This is a genomic window from Janthinobacterium sp. HH106 (assembly GCF_001758725.1).
Classification (GTDB): Bacteria; Pseudomonadota; Gammaproteobacteria; order Burkholderiales; family Burkholderiaceae_D; genus Janthinobacterium.
On record NZ_LRIC01000016.1, the window covers coordinates 81785 to 104200 of the forward strand.

The window sequence follows — 22416 nt, forward strand, 5'->3', positions numbered from 1 at the left end:
GCTTCCATGAGCAGCCCTTCCACCACGCTGGCGAAGCCGCCAGCGTTTCCCGTGATTGACGAGAAAGTCTCCGGGCGCACCTGGCTGGCGGTCGCCGCCGGCATGCTGGGCGCCTTCATGGCGGTGCTCGACATCCAGATCACCAACTCCTCGCTCAAGGATATCCTTGGCTCGCTGTCGGCCACCCAGGAAGAGGGGTCGTGGATTTCCACGGCCTACCTGGTGGCGGAAATTATCGTCATTCCCCTCACCGCGCTGCTGGCGCGCGTGTTCGGACTGCGTACCTACATGATCGGCACCACCGCTTTCTTCCTGCTGTTCTCCACCCTGTGCGGCACGGCCTGGAACCTGGAAAGCATGATCGTCTTCCGCATGCTGCAGGGGTTCACGGGCGGCGCCCTGATACCGATGGCGTTCACCCTGGTGATGCTCAAGCTGCCGCCGTCGAAGCGCGCCGTCGGCATGGCCATCTTCGGCCTGACGGCGACCCTGGCGCCGGCCATGGGCCCGACCCTGGGCGGCTACCTCTCCGAGCTGTATGGCTGGCCCTCGATCTTCTACATCAACTGGGTGCCGGGCGTGCTGCTGATCGCCGGCATGATCTATGGCCTGGACAAGGAGCCGATGAAGCTCGAGATGTTCTGGAAGGCCGACTGGCTGGGCATCTTCTTCATGGCCCTGGGCCTGGGCTGCCTGACGATCTTCCTGGAAGAAGGCAATTCGAAGGACTGGTTCGACTCGGGTTTCATCATCACCTTCGCCGCGCTGGCCCTGACGGGCATCCTGGGCTGGGTCGTCACCAGCGCCACGCGCGCCGAGCCGTTCGTCAACCTGGGCCTGTACGGCCAGCGTAACTTTTTGGTCGCCACCGTGCTGTCGGCCGTGACGGGCATGGGCCTGTACGGCTCGGCCTTTTTGCTGCCCCTGTTCCTGGGCCAGATCGCCGGCTATTCGCCGATGCAGATCGGTGAAGTCATCATGTGGGTGGGCTTGCCGCAGCTGTTCATCATGCCGTTTGTCGCCAAGCTCTCGTCCGTGGTGGACAACCGCATCCTGTGCTCGTTCGGCCTCTTGCTGTTCGGCGGCTCGTGCATGATGAATGCCTACATGGATGCGTCCACCGGCTACGACCAGCTGCTGTGGTCGCAGGTCGTGCGCGCGCTGGGCCAGCCCTTCGTCATGCTGACCCTGTCGAACTTCGCCATGAAGGGCATCGCGCCGAAGGACATGCCGTCCGCATCGAGCCTGTTCAACATGACGCGCAACCTGGGCGGCTCGATCGGCATTGCCCTGCTGGCCACGGCCCTGAGCACCCGCGAACACTTCCACTCGCAGCGCCTGGGCGAAGCGATCAATGCGTATTCCAGCGCCACGCAGCTGCGCATCGACCAGCTGACGTCGTCGTTCATGGCCAAGGGCTATGACGCCGTCACGGCCGGCAACCAGGCCTTGCAGGCGATCGACGGCATCGTGCGCCGCGAGGCGTATGTGATGGCTTACAACGATGGCTTCTTCCTGATCGGCGCCATCCTGCTGGCCTGCATCGTGCCCCTGTGGCTGGCCGACAAACTCAAAGCTCCCGGTGGCGGTGGCGGCGGTCATTGAGCGCCGCACGCAGCCACCTCAAGAACAAGAAGGTAATCATCATGCAAACCATCATGCAAACAGTAATGACGAAAATAGCGCTGGCCGCCTCCCTTGCCGTGGCGCTGTCCGCCTGCGGCACCGTGGGCCAGGATTTCACGGCACCGGCAAACGTGGCCGGCACCGACACCTTCCGCCACGGCGCGGCCGCCGCGGATGCCGCGCTGCTGCCCAAAGAGTGGTGGCGTATCTACGGCGACGCCACCCTGAACCGCCTGGAACAGAGCGCGCTGCAGGACAATCCCAGCGTAAAAGCGGCGGGCGAGCGCCTGCTGCAGGCGCTGGCGCAAAGCGGCACGGCGCGCGCCAACCAGGGGCCGAGCGTGAACGTCAGCACGGGCATCTCGAACTCGCGCACCTCGGCCAACACCTCGCAGGGCCTGGCGCTGGGCAACCGCTCCATCAGCGGCAATAACTTCTCCGTGGGCGGCTCGCTGTCGTATGAAGTCGATTTGCTGGGCCGCGTGAAACGCATGGTCGAAGCGGCCGATTCGCAGGCGCTGGCGGCGCAGGCGGACCGCGACGGCGTGCTGCTGATGCTGTCGTCGCAAGTGGCCAGCAATTACTGGCAGCTGCGCGGGCTGGACGCGGAAATGGCGATCCTGAATGGCGCCCTGGACACGCGCCGCGAGTCGGCGCAGCTGGTTGAGGCGCGCTTCAATGCAGGGCTGACGAATGAGCTGGACCTGGCGCGCGCGAAAGTCGAACTGTCGAACGCGCAGGCCGACCTGCATGAAGTCAAGCGCCAGCGCAACCAGCTGGAAAACAGCCTGGCCGCCCTGACGGGCAAGCCGCCGTCGGCGCTGCAATTGCCGGTGGCCGCCGAGCCTTCCAGCTTGCCGCTGCCGCCCGCCATCCCTGTCGGCTTGCCCGCCAGCCTGCTGGCGCACCGTCCGGACCTCGTGTCCAGCGTGGCGGGCCTGCGCGCGGCGAACGCGCAAGTGGGCGTGGCAGAAGGCGCGTTTTACCCGTCGCTGCAATTGACGGGCAATTTCGGCTACGCCTCGGAAAAACTGCGCGACCTGGCGCAGGGCGGTTCGCGCCAGTTCAGCTTTGGCCCGCTGGCCCTGTCCCTGCCGATCTTCGACGGCGGCCGCAACCAGGCCAATCTGGACCTGTCCAAGGCGCGCTATGCGGAAGCCGTGGCGAACCATGAAACGAAGCTGCTGACGGCCTTGCGCGAAGTGGAAGACGCCTTGTCCGACGTGGAACAGCGCCAGTTGCAGGGGGACGCCCAGGCCCTGTCGCAGGCAGCGGCGGCGCGCGCCTACCTGGTGGCGCGCACCCGCTACGAGCGCGGCATCTCGACCTACCTGGACGTCACCGATGCCCAGCGCAGTTCGCTGGCGGCGGATCGCGCCGCCGCGCAGATCAAGACCCAGCGCCTGCTGGCGACGGTCGCCGTGGCGAGGTCTCTCGGCGCCGGCTGGCAGCCGGACGGCGAGCTGGCCAGGCTGGCGTCGGCGCCCGCCGCAAAGGCCAACTAAGTACGACGATTACGTGAGCGTGGCCGGTGGCGGTGTCGCCGCCGGCCCGTAGCGTTCCAGCAGAAAATCGATGAAGGTCGTCAGCTTCGGCGTGGGCTGGCGGTCGCGTGCATACACGAGGTGCATGGGGCGGGGCGCCGGCACGTAGTCGGCCAGCAGCGGCACCAGCCTGCCGGCGGCGATATCGCCGGCCATCAGGATCTCCGCCTGCATGACGATGCCGAAGCCGTGCAGGGCTGCCACGCGCAGCGCCTGACCATTGTTCGAGCGGAAGCGGCTCTCGCGCACGGGGCTGCCGTCATCGTCGCCGCTCCTGGCCAGGCGCCAGCGCACATGGCGCGTCCATTGCATGAAGTCCAGGCATTCGTGGCGGGCCAGGTCGGCCGGCGTGCGCGGCGTGCCGTGTCTGGCCAGGTAGGCGGGCGCGGCGCAGATCACCATCGCATACGGCCGCAGCACGCGCGCCACCATGGCGGAATCTTCCAGCTTGCCGATGCGGATGGCCGCATCGAATCCTTCCTCCACCAGGTCCACCGTCCTGTCGTTCAGGTTCAATTCCAGGCTCACTTCCGGATACGCATCGAGGTAGTCGGCCATCAGCGGCGCGATGCATTCGCTGCCGAAGGACACGGGTGCCGTGATCTTCAGCTTGCCGCGCGGCGCCGCGCGCATGGCTTCCGCGCCCCGTTCGGCCGCATGGATGCTGGCCAGGATCTGGCGGCACTGTTCCGCATACTGCTGGCCGATTTCCGTCAGGCTTTGCCGCCGCGTGGTGCGCGCCAGCAGCCGCGCGCCCAGCCGCTCTTCCAGGTATTTGATGTGCTTGCCCACCATCACAGGCGAAATATGGAATGCCTCGGCGGCGGCCGTGAAACTGCCCGCATCGACGACGGCGACAAAAATCTCCATGCTGCGCAATTTATCCATGATATCCCGATTGCAAACTGCAGATTAGTAATCTTGTAAATTCTAGCGTATTTATTCCTTTTTGTAAGCGGCGCATACTGGCTCCATCGTTCAACCCACACAAGGAAGCAGCATGAAAATCGTCATCATCGGCGCCAGCGGCACCATCGGCACGGCCGTCGCCGCCCAACTGGCGCAACGCCATGAAATCATCGAAGTGGGCAGCCGCAGCGGCACGCACCAGGCCGACATGGGCGACATCGCGCAAGTGCGCGCCCTGTTCAAGCGCATCGGCAAGGTCGATGCCGTCGTTGTGACGGCCGGCAAGCTGCATTTCGGCCCGCTGAGCGAATTTACTCCTGAGCAATTCCAGGTAGGCCTGGAAAGCAAGCTGATGGGCCAGGTCAACGTGGCGCTGGTGGCGCAGGAGTACCTGAACGACGGCGGTTCGATTACCTTGACCAGCGGCATCGTGGCCGAGCAGCCGATCCGCTTCGGCACGGCCGCCACCATGACCAACGCGGCCGTGGAAGGCTTCGTGCGGGGCGCCGCCATTGAATTGCAGCGCGGCGTGCGCATCAATGTCGTCAGCCCGACGGTGCTGGCCGAATCGCTGGAGTCGTACGGCCCCTTCTTCTATGGCTTCGAGCCGGCCGCCGCCAGCCGCGTGGCCCTGGCCTACAGCCGCAGCGTGGAAGGGGCGCAGACGGGGCAGGTGTACAAGGTCTGGTAAGCCGCTTGCCATGCCATGGGGGCAGGTGGGACAATCGCAGGCTGAGCAAGAAAGCGGTAGCGCGCCATCCGCGCCAGCCGCGTCTGAGAAAAATCCAACCGAGGCCCCATGAAAAAACTCCTGATTCCCCTGCTGATGGCCGCCGCCGTCGGCAGCGCCTGCGCCGCAACGCCAGCCGCCCCGGCCACCGCGCAACAACTGACGGCCATGAGCGCCCGCTACGCGCCCGTCGCGCTGACGGCCGACGTCAGCCACCTGTCCTCGGGCGACCGCCAGGCCATCGCCAAACTGGTCGAGGCGGCCAAGCTGGTCGACGTGCTGCAGCTGCGCCAGCGCTGGTCCGGCAATGAAGCGCTGTGGGCGGCCCTGAAGAAGGACAAGTCGGCCCTGGGCCAGGCCCGCCTGAATTATTTCTGGATCAACAAGGGCCCATGGTCGGTGCTCGACGCGCACGCCTCGTTCATGCCGGCCAGCTATGCGGGCATCGCCATTCCCGCGCACAAGCCGGAAGCGGGCAATTTCTATCCGCAGGGCGCCACCAAGGCCAGCCTGGAAACATGGATGAACGGCTTGCCGGCGGACGACAAGCAGCAGGCGCAATGGTTTTTCACGACCATCCGCGCGGGCAAGGACGGCAAATACCAGACCGTCAAGTATTCGGACGAATACACGGTGGAGCTGAAACAGCTGGCCAAATTGCTCGATGAAGCGGCGGCCGCCACGGACAACGCATCGCTGAAGAAATTTTTGACCCTGCGCGCCAAGGCTTTCCTCGACAACGATTATTTACCGTCCGACTTCGCCTGGATGGACCTCGATTCGCCCGTCGACATCACCATCGGCCCGTATGAAACGTACAACGATGAACTGTTCGGCTACAAGGCCGCCTTCGAAGCCTACGTGAACATCCGCGACCAGGCCGAAACGCAAAAGCTCAATTTCTTCGCCAAGCACATGCAGGAGCTGGAAGACAACCTGCCGCTCGACGCCCGGTACCGCAACCCGAAAGTGGGTGCGCTGGCGCCCATGGTGGTGGTTAACCAGGTGTACGGCGCCGGCGACGGCAACATGGCCGTGCAGACGGCCGCCTACAACTTGCCCAATGACGAACGCATCATCAGCGCGCGCGGCTCCAAGCGCGTGATGCTGAAGAACGTGCAGGAAGCCAAGTTCAAGGCCACCCTGACGCCGATCTCGAAACTGGTGCTCACGCCGGAAGCGCAGCAGGACGTCGATTTCAATTCCTTCTTCACGCACATCCTCGCGCATGAAATCATGCACGGCCTGGGCCCGCACGCCACCGTGGTCGACGGCAAGCCATCGACGCCGCGCCAGGACTTGAAGGAAGCGTATTCCACCATCGAGGAAGCCAAGGCCGATATCACGGGCCTGTTCGCGCTGCGCTACATGATGGACAAGGGTCAGCTCAACGACACCCTGGGCCAGGGCGAGGCGGCCGAACGCAAGCTGTACAACACCTTCCTCGCCTCCGGTTTCCGCACGCTGCATTTCGGCCTGACGGATTCGCATGCGCGCGGCATGGCCATCCAGATGAATTACATCCTCGACAAGGGCGGTTTTGTCTCGCTGGGCGACGGCAAATTCGGCGTCGATTTTGCGAAGATCAAGCAGGCCGTGATCGACCTGGACCGTGAATTTCTGACCATCGAGGCGACGGGCGACTATGCGCGCGCGCAAGCGATGATGACGAAATACGTTGTCATCCGCCCTGAGGTGCAGGTGGCGCTCGACAAGATGAAGGCCGTGCCCAACGATATCCGCCCGGAATTCGTCACGGCCCGCGCGCTGGATAAGGCGGCGAAGAAATAAGCTGACCTTGATTATTATCAGTCTGAAAAGCCGGTGCCTTGCGCACCGGTTTTTTTCGTCTTTATTTGCGAAAAGTTGCCAGTTTTTCCTTGTGGAAATACATCCACCGCTTACTCTGCAGTGGTAAATCCTCCTTTCTTCCCGCCTATTTCATGCTGAATCCGCTATTGCTGATGAGCTTGCTCATCGCTTTCTCTCCTTTGCCTGCCGTGGCTGCCGCCCAGCTGACCGATTTGGAAACGCGCTGGCTGCAGGCGGGCCAGCCCGTCATCGCGTTTGCGCGTGCGCAAGGTTTGCCCATCGATATCATCGTGCAGCCGCAGGATGCGCCCGGCGCCGTGCCGCTGGCGCTGGGCTACGAAGGGGGGCGCTGCAAGCTGGTGCTGTCCTTGCGCGGCAATGCGCAGGCGGACAGTGTCTTGGAAGGCGTGCCGCCCGCGCGCCAGGGCCTGATGATGGAAGCGATGACGGCGCATGAGATCGGCCATTGCCGGCGCTATGCGCAGGGCGACTGGCATGCCTTGCCGCGCGGCTTTGTCGAGCCGCGCAGCAGGCAGCGCGGCAAGTTGACTGCGCTGGCGCAGGAGCTGAGCGAGACGCGCCGCGAAGAGGGGTATGCGGACCTGGTGGCCCTGGCCTGGATGCATGGACGCCACCCCGGCCAGTATCAGGATGTGCTGGCCTGGATGCGCGGCGTGCGCGCGGCAGGCGAGGCTGCGGGCGGCGGTGTAGGCAGTTCCCACGCCACGCAGGCATGGCTGGCGCTGGCCGATGGCGCAGGCGCATTTGATGGGGCCGTTTCACCATTTGAACAGGCGCAAGTATTGTGGCGGATGGGTTTGAGCGGCGACAAATAAACGGTGATTTTTAGGCGAATGGACTGTCAGCGTGTGCTGTCGCACGGAGCTTTGCGCGCGGCAGGGGTCTAATCTGGGCATCAACTAACCAGAGAGGAACCATCATGAACAAAATGATCGCACTCATGCTGGCCGCCAGTGCCAGCGCCCTGCTTGCCGCCGCGCCCGCGTATGCGCAGGATGCCTCGTACAAGAGTTTGACGGACAAGGCGTCAAGTGACTACAAGCAGGCCAAGGCCGCCTGCGACAGCCACAGCGGCAACGCGAAAAAAGTCTGCGTGGAAGAAGCCAAGGTGGCGCGCGCCAAGGCCGAATCGGATGCCGTGGCCCAATACCGCAACACGCCGCGCGAGCTGACCAAGGCCCGCAAGGATGTCGCCAATGCCGAGTATGACCTGGCCAAGGCCAAGTGTGGCGACCGCACGGGCGCCGATAAAACCACATGCATGAACGATGCCAAGGCGGCGAAGACGGCCGCTTTGGCCGACGCCAATACGGGCGCCAAGGCCGGCACCAACGTGGCGCAGAATCCGCCCGCCACGACGAAGGAAAATTGCGACGCCATGGATGCGACGGCCAAGGCCGCCTGCGTGACGCGCAATGCGGCCGGCAGCACCAAGACGGCCGTGGCCGACTCCGTCATCACCACCAAGATCAAGGCTGACCTCGTCAAGGACAACGACTTGAAGGCGCTCGACGTGCACGTGGAAACGGTGAATGGCGTTGTCATGCTCAGCGGCTTCGTGCCTTCCCAGGCGCAAGTGAAAAAAGCCGCCGACCTGGCCCGCAGCGTGGAAGGCGTGACGGATGTGAAGAATGGCTTGAAGGTCAAGTAAGCCACATTCTGCGCAGCGTTAAAGCCAGGACTGGAGCGGCACGCAGCAGTGTCGCTCCAGTTTTTTGATTGTATAAATTACGATCATAATATAACATGAGAAAAATCCCACCGGCTGGTAGTGACCGGCATCCATTTTTTCTCATGAGGACAGCATGCTTTCTCTTCCCTTTTCGCAATGGCTGGAGCGGCGCGGCATCCATTTCGCCTGGGTCATCGTCGCCATCACCTTCCTCACGGCCCTGACATCGTCTGCCGCGCTGGGCTTGCCAGGCGCGCTGATGCAGCCGCTGAGCCGCGAGTTCGGCTGGGATGCCGAGCAGATTTCCTCGGCCCTGGCCGTGCGCTTCGTGCTGTTTGGCTTGATGGGGCCGTTTGCCGCCATCCTGATGGAGCGCTTCGGCTTGCGCAATGTCATCTGCGTGGCGCTGGGGCTGATCGCTTGCGGCATGGTGCTGGCCACGCGCATGACGCAGTTCTGGCAGCTGGTGGCCCTGTGGGGCATCCTGCTGGGGCTGGGTTCGGGCATGACGGCGCTGGTCTTGAGCGCCGTGGTGGCGAACCGCTGGTTCGAGACGCACCGGGGCCTGGTGGTGGGCGTGCTGACGGCCAGCTCGGCCACGGGCCAGCTGCTGTTCCTGCCCGTGGGTGCCTGGCTGATCGAGCATTTCGGCTGGCGCACGGCCGTCATGCCCGTGTTTGCCAGCTGCGCCATCGTCGCCGTGCTGGCCTTCCTGTGCATGCGCAACCGGCCGCAGGACGTGGCCTTGCGGCCCTACGGCGCCGATCCGGCCACGCCGCTGACGGCGCCAGTGGCCGCAAAAATGACGTTTGCCACGCCGTTCGTGATTCTGCGCAGCGTGGCGGCGAACCGCACCTTCTGGATACTGTTCGGCACCTTCTTCATCTGCGGCCTCAGCACCAACGGCCTGATCCAGACGCACTTCATTTCCCTGTGCGGCGACTCGGGCCTGTCCGCCGTGCCGGCCGCCTCCGTGCTGGCGATGATGGGGGCGTTCGATCTGTTCGGCACAATCTTGTCCGGCTGGCTGTCGGACCGCTATGACAACCGCAAATTGCTGTTCTGGTACTACGGATTGCGGGGCTTGTCGCTGTTCTGGCTGCCGTATTCGGAATTCACCCTGTACGGCCTGTCCCTGTTCGCCATGTTTTACGGCCTGGACTGGATCGCCACCGTGCCGCCGACCGTGAAACTGGTGGGCGCCACATTTGGCCGGGAGCGGGCGGGCATGGTGTTCGGCTGGATCTTCGCGGGCCACCAGCTGGGCGCCGCCGTGGCCGCGTACGGCGCGGGCCGCATCCGCACCCTGATGCTGACCTACAACCCGGCCCTGTTCGCGGCCGGCGCCGCCTGCCTGCTGGCCGCGCTGCTGGTGCTGGCGATCCAGCGGCAGAAGGCGGCCGTGGCCGCCGTCCAGCCCGCATGAAAAAAGCCAGGCCCGCATGTGCGGAGCCTGGCTTTTCATTTCAAGAACGTTTCAGGATTTACTTGAGGTATTTGGCGAGCCAGCCCTCGACTTCGCTGTAGAAGAAACGGCTGTTCTCGCCCTTCAAAATCCAGTGGTTTTCGTCCGGGAACACCAGCAATTTCGCCGGCACGTTCAGGCGCTGTTGCACGGCAAAGTTCATCAGGGCATTGTTGGCCGGCACGCGGTAGTCGAGCTCGCCCACGGTGATCAGGATGGGGGTGGTAAAGCCTGTGCCTTTTTCGTGGTTGCCCGCTTGCATGACCGGGCTTTGGTCGCGCCACACGGGCTGGTTCGACCAGACGGGGCCGCCTGCATTCGTTTCACGGCCGAAACCGCCATCGCTGGTGCCCCACTGCATGATCAAATCCATTTCGCCCGCGTGCGAGACGATGGCCTTGTAGCGCGTGGTGGTTGCCTGCAGCCAGTTGGCCAGGTGGCCGCCATAGCTGGCGCCGCCGGCGGCCAGTTTCGTGCTGTCGATGAACGGGTATTTCTTGATGGCTTCATCGACGCCCTGGTTGACTTCATCGCCCGGACCTTTCAATGGGTCGAACTGGATCGAGCGCGAGAATTCCTCGCCATAGCCGGTGGAACCCTTGTAGTCGGTCAGCAGCACGACATAACCTGGCTTGGCCAGCAAGTGATAGTTCCAGCGCAGCACGAACTGGTCGCGCCACATGCTGGCCGCGCCGCCGTGGATGACGGTAAACAGCGGATATTTCTTGTTCGGGTCGAAATTCGCGGGCTTGACGAGCATATTGTGGATACGGCGGCCGTCGGCCGTGGTGAACCAGAAGTGCTCGGGCGCCTGCCAGTCGATCTTGTCTGCCTTGTCCGTATTGAAAGCCGTCAGCCGTTTCGGCTGCTTGTCGTTGAAGGCATAGATTTCCGGCGGATTGATCGACGACTCCCACACGCCGACGAGGGCCTTGCCGCCGCTGCTCAGCGAGTTGATGGTGCCCGTCGGCAAGGATGGCTCTTCGCGCACCTCGCCGCCTTTGGCATCGATCGAGTACAGCTTTTCCAGGCCCGCATGTTCATAGCTGAAAATGACGCGCTTGCCGCCTTCGGGCAGCACGTAGCGCGAAATCGACCGGTCCAGCTTGGCTGTCAGGATGGTCGGCGCAGGGTTGCTCATCGGCCAGGCGAAGCTGGCCAGGCGTTTCACGTCATACACTTTACCGGGCGTTTGCGCGTCGCTCAAGGCGAACAGGGTCTTGCCGTCGGCCGCGAATTTCAGGGAACCGTAGCTGTGCTTGTCCTGCGTCAAGCGCTGCGCTTCGCCGCCGGCCACGGGCAGCAGATACAGTTGCGAAACCACGGCTTCGCGCTGCGCCGCATCGTGGTTGGTGGCCGCGTTGAAGACGACGGCCTTGCCGTCCGGCGTCCAGATGGCATCCAAGGATTGCCCCTCGTCGCCCTGGCCGCCGCCAAAGCCGGGCAGCGCCACCAGTTGCGTGCCCGACAGGATGTCGCGCGGCGTGTTTTCACCTTTCGTCTCAGGCTGCGCATCGACGATGAACAGGCGCACATGCTTGTCCGTCAGCCATTTGTCGAAATAGCGCGGCGCCGTCGTTTCATACGAACGGGCACTGACTTTGCGGTCCTTGCGCTCTTTCGCGCTTTGCTTGACGTCGGCCTCAGTCTTGTTGCCTGGATAGATGTCGCTGATGAACAGCAATTGCTTGCCGTCCGGGCTCCATTTCGGCATGCGCGCGCCCAGGGTGAGCGAGGTCAGGCGCTGTGCTTCGCCGCCGGCGGCCACGTCGAGGCGGTAGATCTGTCCCGCTTCATCGCCGTCGCGCTTGGCGACGAAGACCAGCTGGCGGCTGTCCGGCGACCAGGCCACGGCGCTTTCGCCGCCCTTGGAATACGTCAGGCGACGCGCGGGGCTGTCATCAAGCAGGGACTTGATCCACAGGTCCGACCATTGCTCCTTGCTATCGTATGCACTGTCGACCACGGAAAACACGGCCCAGCGCCCGTCCGGGCTGGCGACGGGCGCGCCCACCCGTTTCATCAGCCACACGTCTTCATGCGTGATGGCGTGTCTGGCTTGCGTTTGCGTGGCGGCAACTGGGGTCGTGGCCTTGGTATCGGCGGCGTGAGCCAGCGAGGCGCAGGCTGCTGCGATCAGCAGAGAGCCGAGGGAACGGCGAAGACGGGGTGAGGTCATGGGCGTGGTCCGGGTAGTGAAAAAAGTACAGCGGGCAACATTATTGCCCATCGATTCGGCCGCTGCCAAGGCCATGAACCGTTACTTACCAGGCGGAAGCGGCGCGTATCGGGCGGGCAGCGCGTATCCGATCAGTTAAACTTGCCGCTTTATTCACGCTGGCGCTGATAGAACATGAAAATTTGTCTACCCTTATTGAAAACGGCCTTGCTGGGCGTGAGCTGCCTGCTGGCGGCCCCGGTTTTTGCCGCCGCCGCCGCACCGTACCCGAACACCAGCGCTATGGGCGTGGGTCATGCGGAAAGCACGGCCTGGTATGCGGGCTGCCTGAAGGTCAAGGATGCGGCGCCGCCGCCGGCCGACCTGCCGGCGCCGTCCGCCGTGGCGTCCTTGCAGCAATGCCAGGCGACGGACCTGTATTACGATACCAAGAGTATGTCCTCGCCCAAGCCGGCCGACTGGCGTCCCGTGCGTCATTGCGCGATGGCAACGCAGAACAGCGCCGTGCTGATGATGCTGTACCAGAATGGGCAAGGCGTGCAGAAAGACCCGCTGCTGGCCCTCAAGTATGCGTGCAGCATCGATGCGGCGCCGGCCGAGATGCGGGGCCGCATCGAACACTTGCAGAAGATCAATGCCAGCGGGCGCGGCATGATCGACTTGTGCGATGACATTACCAGCGGCTACATGATGGGCGTGTGCAGCGCCATCGATGCGCGGCAAAAGCAGCGCGTGCGCGCACAGGCGACAGGCAAGGTCAGCGCAAGCATGCCTGCCGTGGCGCAAGCGTCGCTGCAAAAGCTGCAGGCGGCCGCAAGCAAGTTTGCCGACGCGCGCGCGGCCAATGAAACGGACTTGAGCGGCACGGCGCGCGCCGCCCAGAGCATTGCCGCCCGCACGGCCGAGCTCGACTTGCTGGCGCAGGACTTGCGTGAGTACGAAGGGGGCAAGTTGCCGGCCAGCATGACGAAGGAGCAGGCGGCGGCACTCGACAAGGAGCTCAACGCCATCTACGGCAAGCTGATGAAAAAGCCCGCGTCCACCTATGCGGGCGCCGTGGACAAGGAGGGCATCCGCGCCACCCAGCGCCTGTGGCTGGCGTACCGCGATGCCTGGATGAATTTTGGCGCCGTGCGCTATCCATCCGTCACCAGCGAGACCTGGGCCGGCCGGCTGACGTCGCGGCGCAATGCGCAATTGCAAGACTTGCTGGAGAATTGACGCATGCGCGAAGCGTACTACCATGAAGATGACTATTGCATGATCGAACTGCTGCCGCTGGATAATTTGCAGCACTGCTTGACGCAGATGGGCGAGCAGCAGGCGTTCGCCGATGCGCACCGCAGCGGCGCCGGCTGGACGGACATGTACGTGATCAAGGCGCCACCGTCGCCACTGCGCGCGCTGGGCCTGACGGCCGAGCAGCTGCGCCTGGCGCTGGACCATGCCTTGCCGCCGTATGACGCCGTCTACACGGGTTACAGCAGTTACCGCGTGGAATGCAAGAACGTGCTGGCCTTTGGCGGCGACAAGACGGAAACCCTGTTTGCGGGCCTGGACGAGCAGGGTATCGTGTGCGACCTGTGGTGCAGCGATGGCATGCCGCAACTGTTGCTGCTGCCCTTGAAAGAGCAGCTGTTGCTGGTCGATTGGGGCGCGGGGTTTGCGTGTCCGCTGGCCGATGGGGAACTGTTCGCCCGCTATCTGCAGGAGTATGAACTGGACTGATCGAACTGAACTGATTACTCGCAGGCGATGGCGTTCGGCTGCGCCACTTTGACTACGGACGCCAGGCGCGCCATGTCGTTGCCGTCGCCTTGCTCGACGTACGGTTGATAGGTATCGATGACGATGCGCGCACGCGCTTGCCAGCCGCAATTGTCGGCCTGGCGCGCGGGCACGCGCAGCAGGCGGCGCGCCTCGGCGTCGTTGCTGAAACAAAACCACGCATCGTGCGTGGCGGCAGGGCGGGGCAAGCGCCCCCATTGCGCCTTGTCGGGCGCGAAGCAGACGCGGTTGCCGATGATTTCCAGACTCATCTCGTCCGTGCGCGCGCTGTACTGGCCGTCGAGCACGATGGGCGTTTGCGCCTGGGCTGGCAGCAACAAAGAGCACAGCAGGGGGGATAGCAGGGTGGCAAGTTTCACAGTGCGTCTTTCCGTATCGTCAGCAGATGCGCCAGTATATCGGCACTGGCGGCGCACGATTGGATTGCTCGCGGGGAGATTCCTTCCGCATCCGTCACGCACTGCTTTCGCTCAGCTTGTCTCTGGTCGAATTTACGCAAAAAAAGGTTGGAAAATGCTAGTTTGACAACCCTGTGCGTACTGCTGTCTTCGTGGCAGGAGGGGATTAATGGTTCCCGTTGCCATGGACAAGGAATACTATATTCAAAAGAACCTCAACCAGCCGAAGCAGGGAGTATTTCCGCCGCCACTCCCCTTACGGGCCTACTGGTACAAATACCAGCAGGGGGTCGTCTGTCTGGCCCACCATCATGAGTCCATCAGCGGAAATACCCAGGGTGCGGGTCATCAGGCTCCTCGCGTACCCGGCAAACTTGAAACTCTTGAGCAGCATGCCGTTTGCGTCGTGCACCCATACGTCGGCGCTCGAATACCAGCCTGAGATGCCGCAGTAAACGCGATCATCGCTGCCCACCTCGACGTTGTTGGGGTAGGCATCTCCGCCGCTGAGGCTGCCGATGAAGCTCAGGTCCGACGGTTTTACGCTGCTGCAGCGGTAAGGTGCAGCCGACGCGACATACAGGCGCATGCCGTCAGCGCTGACCGCGATGTCTTGTCCATTCGATGCGCCGTTGATGAAGCCGGCGGAGCCCGCCGAAGCGCTGAACAGGGCACCGCCACCAATATCGGCGTAGTCAACTACAATTGCGCTTACCGATGCCGGGCTATAGCCTGAATCTTGCAAGTAGAGGCGGCTTCCGTCGCTCGATGCTGCCATGCTGTCGGCGTTGCCGATCATGCCCGCCACGGCGCCTGTGCTGGCCAGGTATGCCTTGCCGTCCGCTGCTGCCACAATCTCTACGCCATTTGGCCGCAGGGCCAGCAAGGCCGACGATTGCTGGACTGCTGCTGCCATTGGCCAACTGGTTTTTTTCGTCAGCGTAGCCAGGTCCACGACGATGATATTCCGATTGGCGGTATCGTAGGTGTAAAGATGCCGGCCATTCGGGCTGATGGTCATGTCTCCCATCGCGCCACCGAGGTTGCTGATGGTGCCGACTTGGGTGGCGGAATAGATGTTATACACATCGATATCGCCTGTGCCGTTGTTTGCATACAGCAAAGGTCGGATCGGATCGGTCTTGAGGTGGCTGTAGGTCTTCGTCAATTTCGTCGTGACGGCCGGCGTGACGCTTCCTTTCCAGATCGCAACATGCAGCTGCTCTGAAGTCTGAATACCATTCTCGCTGGCCAGGCTGACGGTGGCATAGCTGATGGCGTCGACCGGTAAAGTGGATGGATCGGCCGTCAGCGTCAGCGCATTTCCGCTGCGTTGCACGGACAGCCATGCCTTGTCGGAACTGGCAGTCCATGCAGGGGTTAGCCCGAAGTTGTCGCGCACGGTGACCTTGCGCGACAGGCGTGACCAGCCTGGGGTGGAAGACAGCCCGACGCCGACTTCCGAGAACAGCAGTTTGCGCGTATCGCGCTGGGCGGTGATGGTGACTGGTACCGAGATGGTATCGCCATTGACTTGCGTGCTCGCGGTCAAGGTCGTGGCACTGGTTCCGATGGGCTGGTTGGCGCCGATTTGCGAAAACACAATGCTGCTGCCAGCCTGATTCACCGTACCGCTGGTAGCGCTCGCGCCCAGCCATGCAGGCAGTGCCGAGAACGACCAGGGATAAGCGTTCGCCATGGTGTTGAGATTCAGCGTCAGGCTTGCTGTCGACGCAGGCGAGCGGCCATAAGGTCCTCCCAGCGTGATGCTGTCAATCGAGGACGTTAAGGTGGCTTTCGTCAAGTTCAGCGTGACAGGAACTTTGCTGTCGCTGACGTTCGGTGCGGTAATCGTTAACATTGCATCGTGTCGGCCGCTGGCAAGCTTGCCGTTCGCCGGGTCGACATATACCGATGCAATGGCAGGTGTGGTGCCGCTCGTCGGGGTCACTCCTAGCCATGCCGCGCTGGCGGTGGCTTTCCAGTTCGCCGCTAGGTTAGGTGCCGTAAATTTAACGGGCGCTGCCGCAATGGGAGCGCCGTTGATGCCATTGAAGGTAATCTGGCCGTGATCAATGGAAAAAGCGGCAGGCAGCAATTCGGCACTGACAGGCAGCGAGGCGATTTGCCCGTCGCTGCTTGTGACTACGATAGTGCCTGTCTGGACGCCAAATGTCAGCGCGGAAACATCATAGCCGACAGTAAACGAGCTGACGCCGTTACCTGCTGCCGTCGAGAGCTTGATCCATGCCGCGTTCGTGTTCACAGTCCATGTGCGACTTTTCGCGCTGACGTTGACAGTGACGGGCGCTGGCGCCGGATTTCCCTCAGAAATGGTCGCGTTGAGAAGGCCAAGTGGCGCCACTGTCATTGGTGACAAGGGTATCGGCACGACAGTGATCGCATATGGCAACTGCATCGGCGAACCGGGGAAGTGTTGCGTACAAGCGGCATCCTTGCAAACTTTGACTGAAAAAGTGCCTGTATGTTTTCCGATGGGCAGCGTCGGCGCAGTCTGGAGCAGAATGCTGTAACTGCCTGGGCTTAGCTGGGAAAATTGTACCTCCGGCAGTATCACGCCTGTCGTATCGATGACGTAGGCGAACACACTGTTTACATTTTGAAATTCCGATGGCGTGTTCACAGTCGCTAGCAATGACAACGCCTTCGTGCTCCCCTCATCGGCGGTAGCGGCGGCCGTCGGCACGCTGAATGTCAATGTTGGCGTGGGCGTCGGGGTAACTGGCACCGGAGGGGCAACGCCGCTGCTTCCGTCGCCTCCACCGCTTGGGCTACCACCGCCGCCACAGCCAGCCATTAATGTGGTTGCGAGCAAGTATGCCAGTGCGCGCGAAATGCTGTACCTGAAAAGAACGGACGCCATTTTTGTCGGAGGTAATCATTAAGAGAGAGGCATTATTGCTTATTTCAAATTGTTTGAATAGCATTTAGTTGCCAATAATTAATTTCCTTTATTTATTTTCTTTTTTGCAAGTAATGGCATTCTCGACGCATTGCCTGTATGGCATCGTTGAAGCTGGCGAGCTGGATATGCTGGAGGGGAGGAAGCGCGTGCTGTATTTGCAACGAGCACGTTGGCATCGCGGTGGCGCGCCATTGCCATGGGCATGCGTCTTATTTCCTCACGGGTTTGGGAGTGTTGCGCAAGGCGCGGCTCAATGCTTGCTTGTCCGTCCTTTAGAAACATGGGTTAAGGCAGTGCCGGGAGAGTTTCTGCACTTGGCGGTGACCGGGGCACATTTCCCCCATGTGGGCAATATCACGGATAAAGACGCAAAAAAGGGTTAGCAAACGATAGTTTGCTAACCCTGATCTGTACTGCTGTATTCGTGGTAGGCCGTGCGGGATTCGAACCTGCGACCAACGGATTAAAAGTCCGCTGCTCTACCAGCTGAGCTAACGACCCGAAAGAGGCCGCATTATATATCAGTTGAAAAAGAATGCAAAGCATTCCTGCACGAAAATGAAGATGGCTCAATGCAGGGCGGCCGTGAGCTTCAACACTTCGTCGATGCTGGTCGTGCCATCGATGATCTTGCGCGCGCCGGCGAGGCGCAGCGGCGTCATGCCGTCGAGGATGCTCTGGCGGCGCAAGGCGTGCAGGTCGGCGCCCGCCTTGATGAGCTGGCCGAACGTTTCCGTCACGCTCAGCAGTTCATAAATGCCGGCCCGCCCCAGGTAGCCGCTGTGCCGGCACAGGGGGCAGCCGGCGGGGCGGTACATGGCGCGGGGGCGTTCCAGCTGGCCGCCCGTCAGGCGCTGCCATGACGCGTCGTCCGGGGCGTCGCCCGGCTGTTTGCAGGCCGGACACAGGCAGCGCAGCAGGCGCTGCGCCAGCACGCCGATCAGGCACGCTTCCAGCAGATAGGCGGGCAAGCCCAGTTCCAGCAGGCGCATGACGGCCGAGGGCGCGTCGTTGGTATGCAGGGTCGACAGCACCAAGTGGCCCGTCAGCGCCGCCTGGATGGCCATCTCGGCCGTGGCCAGGTCGCGGATCTCGCCGACCATGATGATGTCGGGATCTTGCCGCATCAGCGCCCGCACGCCGTCGGCAAACGACAGTTCGATGCCGGCCTGGGTTTGCACCTGCATCTGGTTGAAGGCCGGCTCGACCATTTCGATGGGGTCTTCCACCGTACACACATTGACTTCGCTGCCGGCCAGCGCCTTCAACGTGCTGTACAGGGTGCTGGTCTTGCCCGAGCCCGTGGGGCCCGTCACCAGCACGATGCCGTGCGTGCGCGCCGTCAGCTGGCGCCAGCGTTCGGCGTCCGCGGGCGGAAAGCCCAGTTCGGCGAGACTCTTGACGGCCACTTCCGGATCGAAGATGCGCATGACGAGCTTTTCGCCGAAGGCCGTGGGCAAGGTCGACAGGCGCAGCTCGATTTCCTGCCCTTGCGCATTGCGCGTCTTGATGCGGCCATCCTGGGGGCGGCGCTTTTCCACCACATCCATGCGCCCGAGCAACTTGATGCGCGCCGTCATGGCCAGCATGACGACGGGCGGCAATTGATAGGCCTGGTGCAGGCGGCCGTCGATGCGCAGGCGCACGAGGCCCGCGTCGCGCTTCGGTTCCAGGTGGATGTCGGACGCGCGCTGGGCGAACGCGTATTGCCACAGCCAGTCGACGATGCGCACCACGTGCTGGTCGTTGGCGTCGAGGCTGGTCTTGTTGCGCCCCAGTTCCACCAGCTGCTCGAAATTGTGGCGCAGCGCGAGGTCTTGCGTGGACGCTTGCCTGGCCACCTTGACGGAGGTGGCCAGGCTGAAAAATTGCGCGATGGCGTCGGCGATGTGCAGCGGGTTGGCGATGACCAGGCTCAGCTTGCGCGGCGCCAGGTTGCCCAGCTGCGCCTGCCAAGCGAGCGCGTAGGGCTGGGCCGTGGCGATGACGATGCGGTCAAGCGTGCTTTCCACTGGCAGGATGTTGAAGCGGGCCGCATAGCCGGCCGTCATGACGTCGGCCACCTGGCTGAAATCGATGTGCAGGGGATCGATGCGCAGATACGGCAAGCTTGCGCGTTGTGCCAGCCACGCGCACAGGGTATCGAGCGTCAGTGCGCCGTGGGCGATGCTGCACAGCGGATGCAAGGCGGGCGCCGGCAGCAGGGCGGCCTGGGTGGCGATGGCGGCCGCTTGCGCTGCGTCGAGCAAGCCGTCTGCCTGCAGCCAGGCCAGCAGTTGCGGCAGTTCCAGTGGCGTGTCGGGCGAGATGGGAGAGGGAGGCGGGGAAGCGGGCATGGCCGGCGTCTTTCAGGACTGCCGGCCTAGCCTGGGAATGCCGGCGCTTACAGGGTGCTGGCGATGCCCTTGACCCAGGACTTGGCGGGCAGCTTGGTCTCGGCGACGATCTGCTTGGCGCGCTCGAGCAGGGCGGCTTGCGCTTCGGCATCGAGTGCCACTTTCGTCTTGAATGCGATCGCCACCACGTTCCCATCATGGACTTCCGGCAGGCAGATCACCTGTGCAAACGCAAACTTCATCGCCTTGATGTTCTTTGCGTAGCTGGGATGGTCGCCGAACAGGTTGACCGTCATGATGCCGTGCGGCGCCAGGCAAGCGCAGCAGGCGGCATAGAAATCGGCGCTGTCGAGCACGGGACCGCGTGCCGTGGCGTCGTACAGGTCCACTTGCAAGGCGTCCAGGGTGCCGTGGTTGGCTTCATCGTTGACGTAGTCGAGCGCATCCATCTCGCGCACGTGCAGGCGCTCGTCGTTGGGCGGCAGCTTGAACATCGAGGCGCAGATGGTGATGACGGAAGGATTGAGTTCGATGGCTTCGACCTGCGCCTGCGGGAACTGACGGTAGCAAAATTTCGTCAGCGCGGCCGTGCCCAGGCCCAGCTGGGCGAGGCGCTGCGGTTGCTCGATCCACAGCATCCACGCCATCATCTGCTGCGCGTATTCGAGCTCCGGCCAGTCCGGCTTGCGGATGCGCATGGCGCCCTGCACCCATTCCGTGCCGAAATGCAGATAGCGCACGCCATCCATTTCCGACAGGGTAACAGGGGCGTAGCGGGGCTTGCGCGCAGGGCGCGAGGATTCGACTTGTTCGATGGATTTTCGTTTGATAAGCATAAGGCGGCCTGAAAGTGTGCCGCATTATAGCCCGTGCCGGGGCGCCATAAAAAATGCCAGCCGCTGGGGCTGGCATGGTATGGGCCGCTTATTGCTGTGCAGGTTCTATCGAGACCCGCAGGCGGATGCGCTCGCCCGGATCGTAGGACATGATGCTCGTGTAGTTGCGGCCACGGTAGTCGTAGGTGACCTGGTAGCCATTGTTGCGCGATTCCCAGTGGTCGACTTGACGGCATTGCTTGACGGCTTGTTCCTGCATGCCGCCCTGGTAATTGTTCTGGTTGTCGACGCGGTCGCCCACGACGGCGCCGGCGATCGCGCCCGCCGCTGCTGCTGCCGTGCGGCCATTGCCGCCACCGACCTGGCTACCAAGCAAGGCGCCGGCGATACCGCCGACGATGGAGCCGCCAGCGCTGCGCTGTTGCGGCGGTGCCTGGACTTGCACGTATTCCGTACGGCATTCCTGGCGTGGACGATTGATCTGTTCCACTTGCGGCACGACGCGTACGACCTTGCCGAAATCTTCAAAGTCGGCGGCCTGGGCGAGTGGCAATGTGCCGAGACAAACGGCTGACAACATCAATTTGGCTTGCAAGTTCATTTGTAACCTCGTTATCTAGAGAATCTTTCAGGGTATTTTTTACAACTTGGGACTATAGTAATCCCGCCAGACCGGGGCAAGTGTTTCGCATGGCAACAAAATGTAACAGCCCAAGCCCCTTGCCCCACAGTCTGTAACATGCACTTTCAATCGATACAAGATGTTGAAGTGACTTGAAACCAGCGGTTTGTAACAAATCTTGCGTTTGACATCATATTCGGGTTGATTCATGCAGGACAACACGTTACCCTAATACGCGTATGGCTTATATAAAATCGCACTGAATCGCATAAAAGTTGATACAGATCGAATCACCGCGTGCGCATTGACCCGCGTGCGGGGATGCAATAAGACGAGCAGCTAGAAAAAAATCCATACATAACAGGTCGATTTGAGGGAAAAATGAGTTTGTTACTAACCGTGCCGCCCAACCTTGTCCAGTCCATCCGTGCCTTTCGCGTGACCGAATTACAAGACGAGGCGATCCGTCTCGGGCAGCACTTTTTATATGCGCATTGCAACGCTGGACAGACCAAACAACAAGTCATCGGCATTATTGCGGAAGCCTTCCTGTTTCCGAAAAACCTGGCGAAGAATTTCGATGCCCTGCGCCTGTGCCTGACGGACACCATGTTCAAGGCGGGCACGCAGACGGGCTTTCTGGTGGTGCTTGAGCAATTGCCAAATACGCAAAAATTCGACAAGGAAGCGCGCGAGATCCTGCTCGACGTGTTCCGCGACGCGGCCGACTACTGGGCCGAGAAAAAAGTCCCGTTCCGCGTCTTCTATTCGTTCGAGTAAGCACCTACTCACGCTGCGGCGGCGCCAAACCAGCCTTCCATGCCCTGATCGGGCGGCGTAATCGGGCAGCGGCGGCGGCCCGGTCGCTATGTTGCGCCGCAACAATAATAGCGGCCTTTCTTGGTTCGCATCGCCATAGCGGGTACAATGCGCGCTATGAAAAATATCGTTATCCTCATTTCCGGACGCGGCAGCAACATGGAAGCGGTCGTGCGCGCGGCGCAAGCCGAGCAATGGCCAGCCCGTATTGCCGCCGTCATCAGTAACCGGGCCGATGCCCAGGGACTGGTTTTTGCCGCGGAACATGGGATAGCGACGGCAGTCGTTGCCAACAAGGATTATGCCAGCCGCGAACAGTTCGATGCGGCGCTGCAAGCCGTGATCGACGGCTACACCCCCGACCTGGTCGTGCTGGCCGGTTTCATGCGCATCCTGACGCCGCCCTTCGTCGAGCATTACGCGGGGCGCATGCTCAATATCCACCCGTCGCTGCTGCCGCTGTTCCCGGGCATGGCGACGCACCGCCAGGCGCTCGAGGCGGGCGTGACGGAACACGGTGCGACCGTGCATTTCGTGACGGCCGAGCTCGATCATGGCCCGGCCGTGGCGAGCGCGAAAGTCCCCGTCTTGCCGGGCGACACAGAAGACAGCTTATCGGCGCGCGTGCTGGTACAGGAACATCTGCTTTACCCGCGCGCCATCCGCCTGTTCATTGACGATAAACTGTCGGTCGAGCATGGCCAGGTCCGCGTGGACCCTCAATAAAATATTA

Annotated in this window: 18 protein-coding genes and 1 tRNA gene; 11 read left to right on the forward strand and 8 right to left on the reverse strand. The window is 62.4% G+C overall.

Going from position 1 to position 22416, the window contains the following annotated elements; all coding sequences use genetic code 11:
- Positions 1-6 precede the first annotated feature (6 nt).
- Entirely contained in the window at positions 7-1605 is a 1599-nt protein-coding gene (locus JAB8_RS08740; RefSeq protein ID WP_070289212.1) for a DHA2 family efflux MFS transporter permease subunit, read from the forward strand.
- A 53-nt stretch (positions 1606-1658) separates the two neighbouring features.
- Positions 1659-3131, forward strand: coding sequence for an efflux transporter outer membrane subunit (locus tag JAB8_RS08745; protein WP_254679479.1), 1473 nt, complete (start codon positions 1659-1661; stop codon positions 3129-3131).
- 9 nt (positions 3132-3140) lie between these two features.
- Here JAB8_RS08745 and JAB8_RS08750 read toward each other — a convergent pair whose 3' ends face one another.
- The gene (locus JAB8_RS08750) at positions 3141-4058 is read right to left on the reverse strand and encodes a LysR family transcriptional regulator (protein ID WP_070289213.1); all 918 of its coding nucleotides are present in this window, start codon (positions 4056-4058) and stop codon (positions 3141-3143) included.
- Positions 4059-4170: 112 nt separating this feature from the next.
- On the opposite strand from JAB8_RS08750, the gene JAB8_RS08755 reads away from it, so the two are divergent.
- The 5 genes from JAB8_RS08755 to JAB8_RS08775 all read left to right on the forward strand — a co-directional run bounded on the left by JAB8_RS08755 (position 4171) and on the right by JAB8_RS08775 (position 9740).
- Positions 4171-4770, forward strand: coding sequence for a short chain dehydrogenase (locus tag JAB8_RS08755; protein WP_070289214.1), 600 nt, complete (start codon positions 4171-4173; stop codon positions 4768-4770).
- 108 nt (positions 4771-4878) lie between these two features.
- Positions 4879-6600: a hypothetical protein gene (locus JAB8_RS08760; protein ID WP_070289215.1), complete on the forward strand. Its 1722-nt coding sequence runs from the start codon at positions 4879-4881 to the stop codon at positions 6598-6600.
- A gap of 152 nt (positions 6601-6752) precedes the next feature.
- Positions 6753-7457, forward strand: coding sequence for a hypothetical protein (locus tag JAB8_RS08765; protein WP_070289216.1), 705 nt, complete (start codon positions 6753-6755; stop codon positions 7455-7457).
- A 104-nt stretch (positions 7458-7561) separates the two neighbouring features.
- On the forward strand, positions 7562-8293 hold the full coding sequence (locus JAB8_RS08770; RefSeq protein ID WP_070289217.1) for a BON domain-containing protein: 732 nt from the start codon (positions 7562-7564) through the stop codon (positions 8291-8293).
- Positions 8294-8447: 154 nt separating this feature from the next.
- A complete protein-coding gene (locus JAB8_RS08775; RefSeq protein WP_070289218.1) occupies positions 8448-9740 on the forward strand; it encodes an MFS transporter in 1293 nt (430 codons plus the stop codon).
- 58 nt (positions 9741-9798) lie between these two features.
- Here JAB8_RS08775 and JAB8_RS08780 read toward each other — a convergent pair whose 3' ends face one another.
- The gene (locus JAB8_RS08780; protein ID WP_070289219.1) at positions 9799-11958 is read right to left on the reverse strand and encodes a S9 family peptidase; all 2160 of its coding nucleotides are present in this window, start codon (positions 11956-11958) and stop codon (positions 9799-9801) included.
- Between the two features lie 174 nt (positions 11959-12132).
- On the opposite strand from JAB8_RS08780, the gene JAB8_RS08785 reads away from it, so the two are divergent.
- Together JAB8_RS08785 and JAB8_RS08790 are read left to right on the forward strand one after the other, a co-directional pair.
- Complete coding sequence (locus JAB8_RS08785; protein ID WP_083287622.1) at positions 12133-13179, forward strand: lysozyme inhibitor LprI family protein; 1047 nt, start codon at positions 12133-12135, stop codon at positions 13177-13179.
- Between the two features lie 3 nt (positions 13180-13182).
- Positions 13183-13686, forward strand: coding sequence for a hypothetical protein (locus JAB8_RS08790; RefSeq protein ID WP_070289221.1), 504 nt, complete (start codon positions 13183-13185; stop codon positions 13684-13686).
- Between the two features lie 14 nt (positions 13687-13700).
- Here the strand turns inward: JAB8_RS08790 and JAB8_RS08795 are convergent, their stop codons facing one another.
- From JAB8_RS08795 to JAB8_RS08820, 6 genes are all read right to left on the reverse strand, one after another.
- Positions 13701-14105, reverse strand: coding sequence for a hypothetical protein (locus JAB8_RS08795; protein WP_139142976.1), 405 nt, complete (start codon positions 14103-14105; stop codon positions 13701-13703).
- 295 nt (positions 14106-14400) lie between these two features.
- Positions 14401-16800: a BACON domain-containing protein gene (locus JAB8_RS28940; RefSeq protein WP_139142977.1), complete on the reverse strand. Its 2400-nt coding sequence runs from the start codon at positions 16798-16800 to the stop codon at positions 14401-14403.
- 695 nt (positions 16801-17495) lie between these two features.
- A tRNA-Lys gene (locus JAB8_RS08805) sits at positions 17496-17571 on the reverse strand.
- A gap of 68 nt (positions 17572-17639) precedes the next feature.
- Positions 17640-19406 (reverse strand): GspE/PulE family protein, encoded by a 1767-nt coding sequence (locus tag JAB8_RS08810; RefSeq protein WP_070289223.1) that lies wholly within the window; start codon positions 19404-19406, stop codon positions 17640-17642.
- Positions 19407-19453: 47 nt separating this feature from the next.
- Entirely contained in the window at positions 19454-20242 is a 789-nt protein-coding gene (locus JAB8_RS08815; RefSeq protein WP_070289224.1) for a spermidine synthase, read from the reverse strand.
- Positions 20243-20330: 88 nt separating this feature from the next.
- Positions 20331-20843, reverse strand: a complete 513-nt coding sequence (locus JAB8_RS08820; RefSeq protein ID WP_070224495.1) for a glycine zipper 2TM domain-containing protein — start codon at positions 20841-20843, stop codon at positions 20331-20333.
- A 402-nt stretch (positions 20844-21245) separates the two neighbouring features.
- Here JAB8_RS08820 and JAB8_RS08825 point away from each other — a divergent pair, with 402 nt between their 5' ends.
- Positions 21246-21644, forward strand: coding sequence for a barstar family protein (locus JAB8_RS08825; protein WP_034747450.1), 399 nt, complete (start codon positions 21246-21248; stop codon positions 21642-21644).
- A 156-nt stretch (positions 21645-21800) separates the two neighbouring features.
- Positions 21801-22409 (forward strand): phosphoribosylglycinamide formyltransferase, encoded by a 609-nt coding sequence (purN, locus tag JAB8_RS08830; RefSeq protein WP_070289225.1) that lies wholly within the window; start codon positions 21801-21803, stop codon positions 22407-22409.
- The last annotated feature ends 7 nt before the right edge of the window (positions 22410-22416 follow it).

Bases quoted from the DNA above. Each gene is read 5' to 3' on its own strand.
- JAB8_RS08740 (WP_070289212.1), top strand. From the start codon at position 7: ATGAGCAGCCCTTCCACCACGCTGGCGAAGCCGCCAGCGTTTCCCGTG.
- JAB8_RS08745 (WP_254679479.1), top strand. From the start codon at position 1,659: ATGCAAACAGTAATGACGAAAATAGCGCTGGCCGCCTCCCTTGCCGTG.
- JAB8_RS08750 (WP_070289213.1), bottom strand. From the start codon at position 4,058: ATGGATAAATTGCGCAGCATGGAGATTTTTGTCGCCGTCGTCGATGCG.
- JAB8_RS08755 (WP_070289214.1), top strand. From the start codon at position 4,171: ATGAAAATCGTCATCATCGGCGCCAGCGGCACCATCGGCACGGCCGTC.
- JAB8_RS08760 (WP_070289215.1), top strand. From the start codon at position 4,879: ATGAAAAAACTCCTGATTCCCCTGCTGATGGCCGCCGCCGTCGGCAGC.
- JAB8_RS08765 (WP_070289216.1), top strand. From the start codon at position 6,753: ATGCTGAATCCGCTATTGCTGATGAGCTTGCTCATCGCTTTCTCTCCT.
- JAB8_RS08770 (WP_070289217.1), top strand. From the start codon at position 7,562: ATGAACAAAATGATCGCACTCATGCTGGCCGCCAGTGCCAGCGCCCTG.
- JAB8_RS08775 (WP_070289218.1), top strand. From the start codon at position 8,448: ATGCTTTCTCTTCCCTTTTCGCAATGGCTGGAGCGGCGCGGCATCCAT.
- JAB8_RS08780 (WP_070289219.1), bottom strand. From the start codon at position 11,958: ATGACCTCACCCCGTCTTCGCCGTTCCCTCGGCTCTCTGCTGATCGCA.
- JAB8_RS08785 (WP_083287622.1), top strand. From the start codon at position 12,133: ATGAAAATTTGTCTACCCTTATTGAAAACGGCCTTGCTGGGCGTGAGC.
- JAB8_RS08790 (WP_070289221.1), top strand. From the start codon at position 13,183: ATGCGCGAAGCGTACTACCATGAAGATGACTATTGCATGATCGAACTG.
- JAB8_RS08810 (WP_070289223.1), bottom strand. From the start codon at position 19,406: ATGCCCGCTTCCCCGCCTCCCTCTCCCATCTCGCCCGACACGCCACTG.
- JAB8_RS08815 (WP_070289224.1), bottom strand. From the start codon at position 20,242: ATGCTTATCAAACGAAAATCCATCGAACAAGTCGAATCCTCGCGCCCT.
- JAB8_RS08820 (WP_070224495.1), bottom strand. From the start codon at position 20,843: ATGAACTTGCAAGCCAAATTGATGTTGTCAGCCGTTTGTCTCGGCACA.
- JAB8_RS08825 (WP_034747450.1), top strand. From the start codon at position 21,246: ATGAGTTTGTTACTAACCGTGCCGCCCAACCTTGTCCAGTCCATCCGT.
- purN (WP_070289225.1), top strand. From the start codon at position 21,801: ATGAAAAATATCGTTATCCTCATTTCCGGACGCGGCAGCAACATGGAA.